This is a genomic window from Corynebacterium frankenforstense (assembly GCF_030211955.1).
Taxonomy (GTDB): domain Bacteria; phylum Actinomycetota; class Actinomycetes; order Mycobacteriales; family Mycobacteriaceae; genus Corynebacterium; species Corynebacterium frankenforstense_A.
This window is the reverse complement of sequence record NZ_JASODI010000005.1, coordinates 24,687-39,243: the sequence shown is the minus strand read 5'-3', so window position 1 is coordinate 39,243 and position 14,557 is coordinate 24,687. Positions and strand designations below refer to the sequence as shown.

Genomic DNA, 14,557 nt, shown 5'->3' with positions numbered 1-14,557 from the left:
CCCGAGTCTAGATGCGGCTCAGGCGACCGGGCTGAGCCGGCCGTCGACCATCTCGAAGACGCGGTCGCAGTGGCCGAGGACCTCGTGGTCGTGGGTGACCATCACGCCGGCGACGTTGAAGTCGTGGCACTCCTTGGCCAAAAGGGCCACGATCTCCTGGGAGCGGTGGCGGTCGAGCGCGGCGGTCGGCTCGTCGACGAGCAGGATCTGCGGGTCGCCGACCAGGGCGCGGGCGATGCCGACGCGCTGGCGCTCGCCGCCGGAGAGGCTGCCCGGGCGGTTCTTCGCCCGGTGGGTCATGCCGACCTTCTCCAAAAGCTCCGCGCCGGTGTGACGGCCCCAGCCGCCGGCCACGCGGGCGGCGAGCTCGAGCTGCTGCTCGGCGGAAAGCGCAGAGGGCAGGCTGCCGGAGGACTGGAAGACGAAGCCGATGTGCTCGCGGCGGACCTTGGCCAGGGCCGTGTCGTCGAGGCCGGTGACCTCCACGCCTGCCACGGTGACCTTCCCGGTGGCCGGGGTGGTCAGCGCGCCGGCGACGGCCAGCAGGGTGGACTTGCCGGAGCCGGAGGGTCCGACCACGGCGACGAACTCGCCGGGGGCGACGGTGATCGAGACGTCGTCGAGGGCGGTGACCTGCGAGTCGCCGTCGCTGTAGGTGACCGTGACGTCGGAAAGTTGCAGTGCTGTGCTCATCGGTTCTCTCCCAGGGCTTCCAGCGGATCGGTTCGGGTGACGCGCACGACCGCGACGAGCGCGCCGATGAGGCCGGAGACGAACAGCAGCGCGCCTCCGCCGAGGACGGGGCCGAGCTCGGTGGCGTAGGGCATGGCCGTCGACTCGAGCAGGCTGCCCAGGCCGACCGCGATGAGCAGGCCGACGAGGATGGACACGGCCAGGACCACGACGGCCTGGCCGAGGCTGTCGCGCAGCAGGAAGCCCCTGGTGGCGCCCATGGCGCGCAGCGTGGCGATGCTCCCGGCGCGCTGGATCGTCCAGACCAGGAAGAACGCGCCGGTGACGAGCGCGGCGATGACGAAGAGGAACCACGTGATCATCGACAGCGTCATGGTCTCGGCGGCGTAGCCGGGCGAGGAGTCGAAGCTCTCCTCGAGGGTGCGCACGTCCAGCCCGGAGGCCTCGGAGAGCGCCTCGGTGTCGGGCTTGTCTGCGGTGCGCGCGGCGATGACGGAGGCCTCCCCGTAGGCCGCGGGGTCCACGGCCTCGCCGTGGCGGGCGCCGGCGTGGACCTCCTGCCAGACGTCGAGCGGCAGGTAGGCGATGTCGACGTGGCCGAAGGTGCGCTGGCCGTCGGTGAAGCCGACGACGTGCAGCGGGATCTCGAGGCGGTCGATGGTCACGGTGTCGCCGACCGACACGCCCTCGTCCTCGAGGGTGGAGGAGACCACGACGTCGTGCGGGGTCGCGGTCGGTGCGCCGGGGTGGGCCTCGGTGCGCATCGCCGGCAGGCCCTCCGGTGCCAGGAAGGAGCCGGGCTCGACGCCGAAGAGGGTGAGATCCACGGCGGTGCCGTCCTGGTTGTGGGCGTTGACGATGGACAGCCCCAGCGGGGCGGCCGCGGCCACCCCGTCAGTGGCGGCGAGCTCCCGCGCGTCGGTGGCGTCGACGACGGAGCGGGTGAAGGCGGAGTCGGTCTGGGTGCCCTCGGCGAAGGCGATGACGTCGCTGTCCATCGCCTTGATGCCGGAGACGCCGTCGTTGACCAGTCCGGCCGTCAGCCCGGAGATGATGACCACGAGCATGGACATGAGCGCCAGGACGACGCCCATGAGGAGAAAGCGGGCGCGCGCGAAGAGCATTTCGCGCCAGGCTAGGTACATGGTGAAACTTCCTGGTCGGGGGGTGCGGTCACGGCCGTGCGGCCGTTGCCGGAGCATGTTAGCAACACTATGTCGCTATCTTAGCGACAGGGTGTCGCGTTCCGCGACCGGCGGCGCCCCGGGCCCGCACCCCGCACCTCCCCCGGCCCACCTCAAAGACCCCCGACACGCAAAAACCGCCCTCCCGCACACGGCGGGAAGGGCGGTCGGGCCGGCGTCAGCCGGCCCACGCTCCGACGGGTGGGGCGCGCCACGGGTGTGGGCGCGGGCGTCGGAAATTGACGGCCTTAGGCCTCCTGGACCTCGATCGACTCGATGACCACATCCTCCTTCGGACGGTCACGTCGGTCGGTGGCGACCGCGGAGATCTCGTCGACGACCTTGCGGGAGGCCTCGTCGGTGACCTCACCGAAGATGGTGTGGTGGTTGTTCAGGTGCGGGGTCGGCGCGACCGTGATGAAGAACTGCGAGCCGTTGGTGCCGGGGCCCGCGTTGGCCATGGCCAGCAGGTAGGCGCGGTCGAATCGCAGCTCCGGGTGGAACTCGTCCTCGAACTTGTAGCCCGGGCCGCCCATGCCGGTGCCGGTCGGGTCGCCGCCCTGGATCATGAAGCCCTTGATGATGCGGTGGAAGATTGAGCCGTCGTAGAACGGGCCCGAGGTGGTGCCGGCGGCGTTCTCGCTGCTGTAGTCGATGGATCCCTCGGCCAGGCCGGTGAAGTTCGCGACGGTCTTCGGCGCGTGGTTGCCGAAGAGCTCGACGGTGATGTCACCGTGGTTGGTGTGCAGGATCGCGGTAGCGGTCTTGAGAGTCATGTCGGCCAGTGTAGATCACTCGCCCGCCCGCGCGTGTCGCGCCGCGTGGCTACCCTGGGAACCAAAAGCACTGACCGCAGCCGACCACGCAAAGGATCGCCCCGATGAACACCTCGACGTTGAAGATGGCTCTCGCCGCCGGAAAGGACGCCTGGGAGCGCTACAGCGACTTCCGGGACCGGAAGGCCTCGGAGGCCTACGACGCGCTGCTCGGCGCGGCGGACAACTACGACGACGTCGCCGGCGACGTGAAGAAGGCCGGCAAGGACGCCGTGGCCAAGCTCGGCGACCGCGCCTCCGACCTGGCCGACGACGCCGGCACCCTGACCGCCGAGACCCGCAAGCGCATCGAGAAGGCCCTCAAGGAGGCCCGCGAGAGCTCGCACGATTACCTGCAGGACGCCGCCGACGCCCAGGAGTCCGCTGCGCTCAAGGCGAAGAAGATGAGCAAGCGCACCCGCCGCAAGGCGCTGGCGGCCGGCAACAAGGCCGCCGAGAAGGCCCAGAAGAAGATCGACAAGATCACCGGCAAGGCCAAGAAGGACAAGCGCCGCCGCACCTGGCTGCTCGTCGGCCTGGGCACCGCCCTGGCCGCGGTCGGCGGCGGCCTCTACTACTGGTTCAGCCGCGAGAAGCAGGACCCGGCCGGTCTGATCCCGCCGCGCGTCGAGGAGCACGCCCAGACCCGCGGCGACTCGAAGCTCGTCTACTCCACCGAGACCGGCGACGACGCCCCCGCCGCGCCGGCCGAGGCCCCGCGCACCCCGCAGGAGGAGACCGTGCTCAAGGCGCAGGCCGCCGAGGGCGGGCTGACCAAGGATGGCGAGGAGCTGCTGGCCTCCCTCGACGAGCAGCTCGAGCGCCACCGCTCCGAGAACGAGGTCATGGACCGCACCGCCCGCGCCGACGAGGCCGTCGAGGACGCCGAGGACTCCGCCAAGCACCGCCTGGTCGAAGACGAGCCCGAGGACGGCAACCTCGACGCGGTGACGGTCTCCGAGCCGGAGGTCGACAACGAGGTCAGCCAGCACTACGTCCGCGAGAACGACGCCGACGCCGCGCCGGCCGGCGGTTCCCGCAGGCTGACCGACGCCGAGGCCGAGGCCGCCAAGAAGGCCGCCCGCGACAACGACGCCCGCGACGCGAAGGCCGAGCACGACGCCGCCGCCAAGCGCGACGCCAAGGAGGACGGCCGCGCCTAGGCACGCCCCCACCGCCGCGACGCCCCGCCGGACACCCCCTGTCCGGCGGGGCGCTTGTGCATGTGCAGACGGCTCTCCCGGCCGTCCCGGCCGCGCCTAGGCCCGCAGCTGCTCGGAGATCTCCTCGAGCTCCCCGCCGCCGGACATCTCGAGGGTCAGCTCATCGAGGCTCGTCTCGTCGTGAGCGGCGTCCATGGTCTGGCGGCCCAGGTTGAGCAGCACGAACCGGTCGCCGACCAGCCACGCGTGGTGCGGGTTGTGCGTGATGAACACGACGCCCAGGCCCCGGTCGCGCGCCGCGGCGATCAGCCGCAACACCATCCCGGACTGCTTGACACCCAGCGCGGCGGTCGGCTCGTCGAGGATGAGCAGGCGCGCGCCGAAGTGCACCGCGCGCGCGATCGCGAGCACCTGGCGCTGTCCGCCCGACAGGGAGTCGACCGGCACGTCGACGTCCGGGATGTCGATGCCCATCTCGACCAGCGCGCGGGCGGTGGTCTCGCGCATCTCGTCGACGCGCAGCCAGCCGAGACGGCCTTTCAGCTCCTGGCCGAGGAAGAAGTTGCGCCACACGCTCATCTGCCCGACGACGGCCAGGTCCTGGTAGACCGTGGCGATGCCGTGGTCCAGCGCGTCGCGCGGGCCGGAGAAGGTGACCTCCTCGCCGTCGATGAGCAGCTGCCCGGAGGTCTGCCGGTGCAGCCCGGCGAGCACCTTGATCAGCGTGGACTTGCCGGCGCCGTTGTCGCCGAGCACGCAGGTAACCGACCCGGCGCGGACGGCGAACCCGACGCCGCGCAGCGCGTCGAACGGCCCGTAGGACTTGGTGACCTCGCGCAGTTCAACCAGCGGCTCACTCATGGGACTCTCCTTCCGGATTGACGACGTCGCGCTGCTTCCCCTCGCGCGTACCTGCGGCGTCGCGCGCCCCGCGCGCGGCGGTGCCGCGCGCGTCGGCTCCCTCGGGCGCCGTGCGTGGGGCAGGCGCGGCGTCGTCAAGCGTGCGGGGCTTTCGCCCCGGCAGGCCGGCGGCGGCCCAGCGCGTGAACGAGTTGTTGGTCAGCACGGCCCACAGCAGCATCGCGCCGAGGAAGAACTTGAACCAGTCCGGGTTCCAGCCGGCGTAGACGATGCCCTGGTTGGTCATGCCGAAGATCAGCGCGCCGATGGCGGTGCCGATCGCCGTGCCGCGCCCGCCGGTCAGCGAGCAGCCGCCGATGACGGCGGCGATGATGTAGATGAACTCGTTGCCCACGCCCTGGCCGGCCTGGATCGAGTCGAACATGAACAGGTTGTGCATGCCGACGAACCAGGCGCAGAAGGCGACCGTCATGAACAGGCCGATCTTGGTGGCGCGCACCGGCACGCCCACGGCGCGGGCGGCCTTCTGGTCGCCGCCGACGGCGAAGATCCAGTTGCCCACCCGCGTGCGGTAGAGCACCACGGTGGCAACGGCCACGAAGAGCAGCCACCAGAAGACGGTCACGCGCACCTGCACGCCGAAGACGCTCACCGAGGAGGCGAAGAAGGCGCGGGCGGAGTCGAAGCCCTCCATGTCCGAGATCGTCGGGGTGGCCACCTGGCCGGTGACCAGTTTGGTGATCGCCAGGTTCAGGCCCTGCAGCATCAGGAAGGCGGCCAGGGTGATCAGGAAGGACGGGATTCCGGTGCGGGTGACCAGGTAGCCGTTGAGCGCACCGATGATCAGCGCGGTGGCCAGCGAGATCGCCGCGCCGACCCAGGAGTTCAGCCACAAGTTGTAGTTGAGCATGGTCGCCACCAGCGCGTAGGTGGTCACGGCCACGCCCGAGGAGAGGTCGAACTCGTCGCCGATCATCAGCAGGCCCACGCCGACGGCGATGATACCGATCGTCGAGGAGGCGTAGAGCACCGTGGCGAACGCGTCGAGGCTGCGGAAGGCCGGGGCGACGGCGAAGAAGAGCGCGAAGATCAGGATCGCGCCGAGCAGGCTGGACAGCTCCGGGCGGCGCAGCAGGGACTGCAGCCTCGTGGAGGTCTGCAGGCGGTCGTCGCGGGAGACGCTCTCCGCGCCGGCGCTCTCCGCACCCGCGGCGCGGGGCGCGCCCGCGGTGCCGGGCGCGGCGTCGGAAATCGGGGTGGCCTCGCTCAACGCAACCCCTCCTTGGCCGCCTCGGCGATCTTGTCGACGTTCGAGGCGTCAACGAAGCTCGGGCCGGTGTAGACCGGGCGCGCGCCACCGGGCGCGGAGCCGTTGCGGTGGGCCAGCCACAGCGTGTCGACGGCCAGGTAGCCCTGCAGGTAGGGCTGCTGGTCGACGGCGAACTCGACCTCGCCGTCCTCGATCGCGCCGACGAGCTCGGCGTTGGTGTCGAAGGTGGCGATCCTCGCCTCGGCGCCGGCCTGCTCGCGCGCGGAGACCGCGGTCAGCGCGACCGGGGCGACCAGGCCCATGACCCAGTCGACCGAGCGGTCCTGGGACAGCTTGGCCTGCAGCGTCGACTCGACGGCGGTGAGGTCCATGCCGTTGACGTAGAGCAGCTCGACCTGGCCGCCCGGGGCGGTGTCGTTGAGGCCCTCCTTCAGGCCCGCACAGCGCGACTCCTGCGAGGAGTTGCCCTGCTCGTGGATGACGCAGAGGACCTTCTTCGCGCCCTCATCGCCGAGGCGCACGCCGGCCTTGCGCCCGGCGACCTTCTCCTCCTGGCCGAAGAAGGCGGCCATGCCGAAGTCCTGGTAGCGGTCCATGCCGGAGTTCAGGCCGACGGTCGGGATGCCGGCGTCGACGGCGGTCTGGACCACCGGGCCCAGCGAGTCCGGGTTCGGCATGGTCACCGCGAGGCCGTCGACCTGGGAGTCGACGGCGTTGCGGATCAGGTTGGCCTGTTCGGGAAGCTCGGGGTGCGAGGAGTAGCGCAGCTCGATGTTGTCCTTCTGCGCGGCGTCCTCGGCGCCCTTGCGCACCAGGTCCCAGAAGGTGTCGCCCGGCGCGCCGTGGCTGACCATCGCGACCGTCATGCGCGGGGTGTCCACTCCCCCGCTGCCCGCGCCGTCGCCGCCGCGGTTGCGCGGGGCACCGCCGGTGGCGGAGCAGGCGGTCAGGGCGAGGGCGGTCACGACGGCGACGACGGCCGCGAGCGCGCCGCGGGTGGCGCGCGCCGTGTGGTTGCCGCGCGCGCCGCGGGCGGGTCGGGGGCCGGTGGCGGACCGGGCCGCGCGGCCAGTGGAGCCAAACCTTGCAGAGTTCATCTGGCAATCATAAGACCAGGTCAGAGCGGGTAAGCAAACCGAAATCGAAAGCCTTTATCGATACAGCGGCCCCGAACAGCGGCGATATCGGGACAATTTCCGGGCTGCGCGAGGAGGTTTCCGCGCGGCGGCGCGCGAGCGGTCGCGGCCGAGGGCACCGGCGGCCGGCGGCGCGCCGGCGCGCCGGCTACAGCCAGCCGGCCTCCTCAGCGTGGCGCACCGCCGCGTGCCGGTTGGCGGTGCCCGTCTTGCCGATCACCGCCGACAGATGGTTGCGCACCGTGCCCGGGCTCAGGTGGACCCGCGCGGCGATCTCGCGGACCGAGGCGCCGTCGCGGGCCGCGCGCACGATCTCCAGCTCCCGCGGAGTCAGCGGGCACTCCGGGGTGAACAACGACTCCTCGGCCAGGGTGTGGTCGACCACCCGCAGCCCGGAGTCCACCCGGCGCACCGCCTCGGCCAGCTGCTCGGGCGGGGTGTCCTTGACCAGGAAGCCGCTGACCCCGGCCGCCAGCGCCTGACGCAGGTAGCCGGGCCGGCCGAAGGTGGTCACGATCAGCGAGCGGCAGCCCAGGTCGGCCTCGTGCAGGGCCGCGGCCGCGGCGATCCCGCCGCCGCCGGGCATCTCGATGTCGATCAGCGCCACCCGCGGGCGCGGGTCCGCCGCCCGCACGGCGTCGACGACCTCGTCGCCGCGGCCACACTCGGCGACGACCTCGATGTCACGCTCGGTGTTCAGCAGGGCGGCCAGGGCGCCGCGCACGAGGTCCTGGTCGTCGGCGATGAGGATCGGGATCACGCCGGCGGCCCCGGCTGCCCGACGCGCCGCGCATCCTGACGGTCCGCGTCCTGCCGGCCCCCGCGCGGGTGCTGCGCATCCGGCGCATCCGCGGCGTCCGGCTGCTTCGGCGCCGGCAGCAGCGCACTGACTTCGGTGCCGCCCGCCTCGCCGTCGGCGACGGTGAAGGTGCCACCCATCGCCTCCACGCGCCGGGCGAGCCCTGCGAGCCCCTCGCCGTCGCCCACGGCGGCGTCGCCCATGCCGCGACCGTCGTCAAGCACCACGACGCCACGGGGTGTGACGGTGATGCGGCAGTGGCTCGCGTGCGCGTGGCGCACGACGTTGGTGACGGCCTCACGTACCACGGCCGCGGCGAAGGGCGGGGCCTCGTCGACGGCGGTGATCTCGGTCTCGACGCCGGCGGTCTCCAGGGCCCGGCGCGCGGCGGCCAGCTCGCCGGCCAGGTCGGGACGGCGGGTGCGGGTGACGGCCTGGCGGACCTCGGCGAGCGCGGTTCGCGAGAGCTCGGCGACCTGCTCGACCTCGGCACGCGCGCGCTCGGGGTCGGTGTCCATCAGGCGGCGGGCGACCTCGGCCTTGAGGTTGACCACGGTGAGCGTGTGGCCCAGGACGTCATGGACGTCGAGCGCGATCGTCTCGCGCTGGCGGGTCAGCTCGAGCTCGTGGGCGAGCTCCTCGGCGCGGTCCTGGCGCTGGATGACCTGGGCGAGCAGCAGCAGGAAGGCCGGGACGATGATCGTGGTGCCCGAGAAGGCCTCGACGGCGCCGTCGCCGTAGAGCGCGGTGATGCCCACGCCCGCGGCGATGATGGCGCCCACGGCCAGGATCGAGTGGGAGAGGCGCAGGTGGAAGGCACAGAAGACCGAGAGATACGGGGTGAAGAAGACGACCAGGGCGCCGACGAACGGCCAGGCGGCCGCGGCGCAGAGCAGCATCGCCGCGACCCAGATCCCGCAGCGCGCGGGCCTGCTCCAGCCGAGGGGGCGGCGGTCAGCGAGCCCGAAGCCGGCGGCGTAGACCACGCTGAACGCTCCCACGGCCACGAGCGCCGCGACACCCGTGAGCGGGCCCTCGACGAAGCCACGGTAGACCGGGAAGAGCAGCAGGAGCAGCCAGACCGAGGCGTAGCTGCTGTCGCCGCCGCGGAAGTCCGCGCGCCACTCGGCCGGCTTGCCGCGGGCGCCCGGGGCGCGCGTGCCGTCGCCGGTCACCTGCGGGTCATCCTGCGACGCAGGATCAGCCACGCCGCGACGAAGATCGCCGTCCATACCCCTATATTTACCAGCGCATACCACAGTTCGTGCTGCACGAAGTTGGGCTCCTCGGCCAGCAGCTGCCAGCCGTCCGTGAGCGGCCAGCGCGCCAGTGCGGTCGCCCCGTAGAGCGGGGTGAACCGGGCGAAGTTGAGCAGGGACTCGGTCAGGGGCATGAACATGTTCGCCGCGAAGGCGAGGACGACGACGCTGGTCGTGGCGATCGAGATCGCGTTGGGGCTGGCCCAGGCCGCAGTGATCGCCAGGCCGTAGAAGCCGAAGGGCACCGAGACCACCACGGTGATCAGCGCGGCGAGGATCCACTCGTCGGCGGGCATCTCCACCGTGGTGAGAAGGCCCGCGATGTTGACGGCGACAACGGGAAGGATCGTCGCCGTGACCACGCAGCACAGCTGGGCGAAGAGCGCCTGGGCGGTGGTCAGCGGGGTCAGCGCCAGCTGGCGGGCCCAGCCGGAGGAGTACTCGAGGTGGACCTGGCCGGTCACCGAGATCGCGCCCGAGACACCGCCGTAGAGTGCCATGCCGATCATGACGCTGGCGGCGACGTTGCCGTCCTGGAAGGGAATCTCGGCGTAGGACATCGACGCGCCGAAGATGAGGTAGAAGACCACCGGCAGGCCGACCGTGAAGAACATGGTGGTCACGTCGGCGAGCGTGCGGTAGACCTGCCAGCCGGTGAAGCGCAGGTTGATCGGGCTGCTCATCGCGGGTTCTCCTCTTCATCTTCAGCGGCGTCATCGGCACCGGTCAGGGCGACGAACGTGTCTTCCAGCGAGTTCTGCTCGACGGTCAGGTTGCGCCCGCCCAGCTCGCCGAGCAGGCGCAGCGCCAGGCGGTCCGCGCCGGGGGCGTCAGCGTGCACGCGCGCGCGTACGGTGTCTGTGTTGTCGGCGGTGGCGGTGTCTGCGTCCGCCGCGTCGGCGCGGCGGACGCCGCCGGGCTCGGCGACGATCTCGGCGCCCTCGATCCGGGCGGCGACCCCGCGCGGCACGTCAACGCACACGGTGCGGCGCGCGGTGAGGTCGCGCAGCTCGGACGTCGGCGCGTCGGCAATCACCCTCCCCTGCGCCAGCAGCACGGTGCGCTCGGCGAAGTGCTCGGCCTCCTCCAGGTAGTGGGTGGCGAACAGGATCGTGTGCCCGGCGCGCGCGAGCACCTCCATGCGCCGCCAGAAGTCGCGGCGCGCGGTGGTGTCCATGCCGGTGGTCGGCTCGTCGAGGATCATCAGGTCCGGGTCGGCGAGGATCGTCAGCGCGAACCGCAGGCGCTGGCGTTCGCCGCCGGAGAGCTTGCGCACTCGGCGGCCGGCGAGTTTGGTCAGGTCGGCGTACTCCAGGAGCTTGTCGACGTCGCGGTGCTCGGCGTAGGTGGTCGCGAGCATGCGCACGGTCTGGGCGACCGTGAGATCGTCGAGCAGGCCACCGGTCTGCAAGGCGGCGCCGACGCGGCCGTCACTGACGGCCTTGTGCGGGGTGCCGCCGAAGACCTCGACGTGGCCCGCGGTGGGGCCGGCCAGGCCCAGGATCTGGTCGATGAGCGTGGACTTGCCCGAGCCGTTGGGGCCGAGCAGGGCGACGATCTCGCCGCGGCCGATCTCCAGGTCGACGCCGCGCAGGGCGTGCACGGTGCCGCGTTTGCCGCCGAGCCCGGCGGTGGGGAAGTCCTTGCGCAGGCCGCGGGTCCGGATGACCGGGATGGTGTCGGCGTTGGCGGTGTTGGCGGTGTTTTCGGGCTCGCGGCCGGGGCGCGGAGGCGGCCCGGCTCGGTGGGCTGGCGCTTCCATGAGTCTCAGTCAACGCCGCCGGGTGGGTGTGTGTAGGGCGGGAGTGTCATGAATCCGCCATGACATTTGTCATGGGTGGGGTGGGGGACAAATTACCGAACCCTAGCCTCAAAATGCCCTCTCACCTGCACTTATGGCAGCCTATGCGCCCTTGCGTGGGGGTGAATTCGCACGCATGATTGAGTCATGAACGCCACAGCTGACCCCCGCAAGAAGCCCTGCCGGACCACCCCCGCCGACTCCGCCGAGCCCGCGGAGCACACCGGGGAGTGTCCCTTCCTCTACGACCCCGACGCCCCTCCCGGCGAGGAGCCAGAACGCCACCCCGAGGACGCCGCGAGCGGACTGAACGAGAAGCTCAACCGCCTGCGTGCGGGTGTGCTCGGCGCCAACGACGGCATCGTCTCGACAGCCGCGGTGGTCGTCGGCGTGGCCGCGGCCGGCGCATCCACCACCGGGATCGCCACCGCCGGTGCGGCCGCGGTGCTCGGCGGCGCGATCTCGATGGCCCTCGGCGAGTACGTCTCCGTGTCCAGCCAGCGCGACACCGAGCGCGCCCTGGTCGACGAGGAGCGCGAGGACCTGCGCACCCGGCCGGCCGAGGAGTTCCGCGAGCTGGTCGACATCTACCGCGGCCGCGGCCTGTCCGCGGCCACCGCGCGTGCCGTGGCCACCGAGCTGACCGCGCGCGACCCGCTGGCCGCGCACCTCGACGTGCACTGGGGCATCGAGGAAAACGAACTGGTCAGCCCGTGGGCCGCGGGTGTGGCATCCTTCGTCTCCTTTCTGCTCGGCGCGCTGGTGCCGATGGCCGCGATCCTGCTCGGCCCCGAGTCCGGGCGCATCGTGCTCACGGGCGTGGTCACCCTGGCCGCACTGGCTGCGACCGGCGGGCTGGCCGCCAAGCTGGGCGGGGCGGACCCCGCCAAGGCCGCGGTGCGCGTGACCGTCGGCGGAGCGCTGGCGCTCGTGGCGACCTACGGAGTGGGGTTGCTGTTCGAGTAGGAGGTGAGGTGCGGTTGCGGGGTGGGGCCGGAAAATGTGGACCAACTTTCCGGTGGCCCGCTGTTTCCCCAGGTCAGATTCGGCGGCTCCGCAACTCGGTCCACATTTTCCAGGGCTTTCCTACCCACCTCCGGACCGGATCTCGGCGGGCCGTCCCCTCAGCCCTCGTGGGCCGCGAGCGTGCGGGCCAGGTAGGGCCCGGTCACGGACTTCTCGTCCGCCATGACCTGGGCCGGGGTGCCCGCGGCGATCACCCGGCCGCCGTCCGCGCCGCCGCCCGGTCCCATCTCGATGACGTGGTCGGCGTTCGCGATCAGGTCGAGGTCGTGTTCGATGACCACGACGGTCGCACCCCGGTCGGTGAGCTTGCGCAGCACGCCGACCAAGGTCCGCACGTCGAGGGGGTGCAGGCCGACGCTGGGCTCGTCGAGGACGAAGACGGTGTCGCTCTGGTCGCGGTGCATCTGGCTGACCAGCTTGAGACGCTGGGCCTCGCCGCCCGACAGGCTCGGCGTCGCCTCGCCCAGGGTCAGGTAGCCCAGGCCGAGCTCCTCGAGCCGGCCCAGCTTCCGGTGCACCGTCGGCCGGTCCGCGGTGTGCCCGAGGGCCTCGCGCACCGTGCAGTGCAGCAGCTGCGGCAGCGACATCCCGCCGCGCAGATGGACCCCGGCCTCCGGCGTGTAGCGGCCGCCGCCGCACTCGGGGCAGGTGATCTCCACGTCCGGCAGGAACTGCACGTCGAGGGTGACCTGGCCGGTGCCCTCGCAGCGCTGGCAGGCCAGCGAGCCGGTGTTGTAGGAGAAGTCGGAGGCCGAGAGACCCGCCGCACGCGCGGTGTCGGTGGCCGCGTACGCCTTGCGCAGCTGGTCCATGACCCCGCTGTAGGTGGCCACGGTGGAGCGGACGTTCTGGCCGATCGGGGTAGCGTCGACGACCTGCACCTTCATCCCCTCCGGCGCCTCAAGCGCGCGCACGTGCCCCGGTGCGGCCGCGCGGTCCTGCAGCGCCGGCACCAGGCTCTCGAGCAGCAGCGTGCTCTTGCCCGAGCCGGACACCCCGGCGATCGCGGTGAGCCGGCCCAGCGGGAACTCGACGTTGAGGGGATGCACGGTGTGCAGCGCGTCGGTCTCGAGCCGGATCGCGCCGCGGTCGAAGACCTCCCCGGCCTCGGCACCCGGCTGGACCACCGGGTCCTCCGACCCGTCCAGGAACCCCGACAGAAGCGAGCCGGCGGACTCCGGCAACCGCTCCGGCTCTCCCTGGGCGATGACGCTGCCGCCCTCGGTACCCGAGCCCGGGCCGATCTCGATGAGCCAATCGGCCTCGCGCAGGATCTGCACGTCGTGGTCGACGAAGACCACCGAGTTGCCGTCGGCCAGCAGGTCGCGCATCACGCCGAGTAGCCCGTCGACGTTGACCGGGTGCAGCCCGATCGAGGGCTCGTCGAGCATGTAGAGCACCCCGGTGGTGCGGTTGCGCACCGCGCGGGCGAGCTGCACGCGCTGGCGCTCACCGGTCGAGAGCGTGGAGCCCGCCCGGTCCAGGCTGAGATAGCCCAGACCGAGCTCGACCAGGCGCCGCGCCATCCCGGTCAGGGTTTCCACCAGGGCCTCGGCCATTGGGCGCATCTCGGCCGGCACCGTGTCCGCCACCCCACCGGCCCACTCGAGCACCCCGTCCAGGGTCATGGCGGTGACCTCGGCCAGGTTCAGCTCCCCGATCCGCGGCGCGGGCGCGGCCGGCGCCAGCCGGGTGCCGCCGCAGTCGGGGCAGACGCCCTCGCGCAGGAAGCGGCTGACCCGCTTGAGCCGCTTCTCGGTGTCCGCGCGCCGCAGCTCCTCGGGCCCGTCGAGGACGATGTCGCGCTCGCGCTCGTCCAGCTCGGACCACGGCACGTCGGTGCGTACGCCGAACTCGCGGGCGATGGCCGGCTGCACGTTGAAGCCGAACATCTGCCACGGCACCACCGCGCCATCGTCGATGCTTTTGCCGGGGTCGGGGACCAGCGCGGCGTCGTCAACCATACGCACGGTGCCGGTGCCCTCGCAGGTGGGGCACGCGCCGGCGGAGTTGAAGGCCAGCTCCTCGGCGCCTGGCGCGCGCACCTCGGCGCCGCAGTCGGGGCAGGTGAAGGCGGTCTCGGCGGCGACGTCGATCGTCGGCGCGACGCGGTGGCCGTTCGGGCAGACGTGCGTGGCCAGGCGCGAGAACATCAGCCGCAGCACGTTGAGTAGCTCGGTCGAGGTGCCGAAGGTCGAGCGGATGCCGGGCACCGCGGGGCGCTGGCGCAGGGCGAGGGCGGCGGGGACGTGCTCGACGGAGTCGACCGCCGCGCGCGTGGCCTGCGACATCCGGCGGCGGGTGTAGGTCGACAGCGCCTCGACGTAGCGGCGCTAGCCCTCCGCGTAGAGCACGCCGAGCGCGAGCGAGGACTTACCGGAGCCCGAGACGCCGGCTACGCCGACGAGCCGGTGCAGCGGGACGTCGACGTCGCGCAGGTTGTGCACGCGCGCGCCGCGCACGCTGATGGGTTCGGGGCCGTGGGTCCGTGTCTCTGTCATCGTTCGTCCGCCTCTGCGGCGGTTCCGGCACTCTCGCTCATGGCTTCAT

12 protein-coding genes and 1 pseudogene are annotated in these 14,557 nt (G+C 71.9%); 2 read left to right on the top strand and 11 right to left on the bottom strand.

Annotation, left to right across the window (positions count from 1 at the left end; genetic code table 11):
* Positions 1-18 precede the first annotated feature (18 nt).
* The 3 genes from QP119_RS03870 to QP119_RS03860 all read right to left on the bottom strand — a co-directional run bounded on the left by QP119_RS03870 (position 19) and on the right by QP119_RS03860 (position 2,653).
* Positions 19-693 carry an ABC transporter ATP-binding protein gene (locus QP119_RS03870; protein WP_284773762.1) on the bottom strand — a complete coding sequence of 225 codons (675 nt, stop codon included), beginning with the start codon at positions 691-693 and terminating at the stop codon, positions 19-21.
* On the bottom strand, positions 690-1,838 hold the full coding sequence (locus tag QP119_RS03865) for an ABC transporter permease (RefSeq protein ID WP_284773761.1): 1,149 nt from the start codon (positions 1,836-1,838) through the stop codon (positions 690-692). Before QP119_RS03865 ends, QP119_RS03870 begins: the two co-directional genes overlap by 4 nt.
* A gap of 287 nt (positions 1,839-2,125) precedes the next feature.
* On the bottom strand, positions 2,126-2,653 hold the full coding sequence (locus tag QP119_RS03860; protein WP_284773760.1) for a peptidylprolyl isomerase: 528 nt from the start codon (positions 2,651-2,653) through the stop codon (positions 2,126-2,128).
* Between the two features lie 104 nt (positions 2,654-2,757).
* Between QP119_RS03860 and QP119_RS03855 the strand changes: the two genes are divergently transcribed.
* Positions 2,758-3,855 carry a hypothetical protein gene (locus QP119_RS03855; protein WP_284773759.1) on the top strand — a complete coding sequence of 366 codons (1,098 nt, stop codon included), beginning with the start codon at positions 2,758-2,760 and terminating at the stop codon, positions 3,853-3,855.
* 96 nt (positions 3,856-3,951) lie between these two features.
* On the opposite strand, the gene QP119_RS03850 is transcribed toward QP119_RS03855, so the two are convergent.
* The 7 genes from QP119_RS03850 to QP119_RS03820 form a co-directional block, all read right to left on the bottom strand.
* The gene (locus tag QP119_RS03850) at positions 3,952-4,716 is read right to left on the bottom strand and encodes an ATP-binding cassette domain-containing protein (protein ID WP_284773758.1); all 765 of its coding nucleotides are present in this window, start codon (positions 4,714-4,716) and stop codon (positions 3,952-3,954) included.
* Entirely contained in the window at positions 4,709-5,986 is a 1,278-nt protein-coding gene (locus tag QP119_RS03845) for an ABC transporter permease (RefSeq protein ID WP_423777750.1), read from the bottom strand. Before QP119_RS03845 ends, QP119_RS03850 begins: the two co-directional genes overlap by 8 nt.
* Positions 5,983-7,083: a substrate-binding domain-containing protein gene (locus tag QP119_RS03840; protein WP_284773757.1), complete on the bottom strand. Its 1,101-nt coding sequence runs from the start codon at positions 7,081-7,083 to the stop codon at positions 5,983-5,985. The genes QP119_RS03845 and QP119_RS03840 overlap by 4 nt, the downstream gene beginning before the upstream one ends.
* A 187-nt stretch (positions 7,084-7,270) precedes the next feature.
* A complete protein-coding gene (locus QP119_RS03835; RefSeq protein ID WP_284773756.1) occupies positions 7,271-7,882 on the bottom strand; it encodes a response regulator in 612 nt (203 codons plus the stop codon).
* Complete coding sequence (locus QP119_RS03830; protein ID WP_284773755.1) at positions 7,879-9,129, bottom strand: sensor histidine kinase; 1,251 nt, start codon at positions 9,127-9,129, stop codon at positions 7,879-7,881. The genes QP119_RS03835 and QP119_RS03830 overlap by 4 nt, the downstream gene beginning before the upstream one ends.
* Positions 9,093-9,863 carry an ABC transporter permease gene (locus QP119_RS03825; protein WP_284773754.1) on the bottom strand — a complete coding sequence of 257 codons (771 nt, stop codon included), beginning with the start codon at positions 9,861-9,863 and terminating at the stop codon, positions 9,093-9,095. The genes QP119_RS03830 and QP119_RS03825 overlap by 37 nt, the downstream gene beginning before the upstream one ends.
* Entirely contained in the window at positions 9,860-10,942 is a 1,083-nt protein-coding gene (locus QP119_RS03820; protein WP_284773753.1) for an ABC transporter ATP-binding protein, read from the bottom strand. The genes QP119_RS03825 and QP119_RS03820 overlap by 4 nt, the downstream gene beginning before the upstream one ends.
* A gap of 186 nt (positions 10,943-11,128) precedes the next feature.
* On the opposite strand from QP119_RS03820, the gene QP119_RS03815 reads away from it, so the two are divergent.
* Complete coding sequence (locus tag QP119_RS03815; protein ID WP_284773752.1) at positions 11,129-11,947, top strand: VIT1/CCC1 transporter family protein; 819 nt, start codon at positions 11,129-11,131, stop codon at positions 11,945-11,947.
* Between the two features lie 158 nt (positions 11,948-12,105).
* On the opposite strand, the pseudogene QP119_RS03810 reads toward QP119_RS03815, so the two are convergent.
* Positions 12,106-14,508, bottom strand: a pseudogene (locus QP119_RS03810) (AAA family ATPase).
* Positions 14,509-14,557: the final 49 nt, after the last annotated feature.

Bases quoted from the DNA above. Each gene is read 5' to 3' on its own strand.
- QP119_RS03855 (WP_284773759.1), top strand. From the start codon at position 2,758: ATGAACACCTCGACGTTGAAGATGGCTCTCGCCGCCGGAAAGGACGCC.
- QP119_RS03860 (WP_284773760.1), bottom strand. From the start codon at position 2,653: ATGACTCTCAAGACCGCTACCGCGATCCTGCACACCAACCACGGTGAC.
- QP119_RS03865 (WP_284773761.1), bottom strand. From the start codon at position 1,838: ATGTACCTAGCCTGGCGCGAAATGCTCTTCGCGCGCGCCCGCTTTCTC.
- QP119_RS03815 (WP_284773752.1), top strand. From the start codon at position 11,129: ATGAACGCCACAGCTGACCCCCGCAAGAAGCCCTGCCGGACCACCCCC.
- QP119_RS03825 (WP_284773754.1), bottom strand. From the start codon at position 9,863: ATGAGCAGCCCGATCAACCTGCGCTTCACCGGCTGGCAGGTCTACCGC.
- QP119_RS03840 (WP_284773757.1), bottom strand. From the start codon at position 7,083: ATGAACTCTGCAAGGTTTGGCTCCACTGGCCGCGCGGCCCGGTCCGCC.
- QP119_RS03850 (WP_284773758.1), bottom strand. From the start codon at position 4,716: ATGAGTGAGCCGCTGGTTGAACTGCGCGAGGTCACCAAGTCCTACGGG.
- QP119_RS03870 (WP_284773762.1), bottom strand. From the start codon at position 693: ATGAGCACAGCACTGCAACTTTCCGACGTCACGGTCACCTACAGCGAC.
- QP119_RS03820 (WP_284773753.1), bottom strand. From the start codon at position 10,942: ATGGAAGCGCCAGCCCACCGAGCCGGGCCGCCTCCGCGCCCCGGCCGC.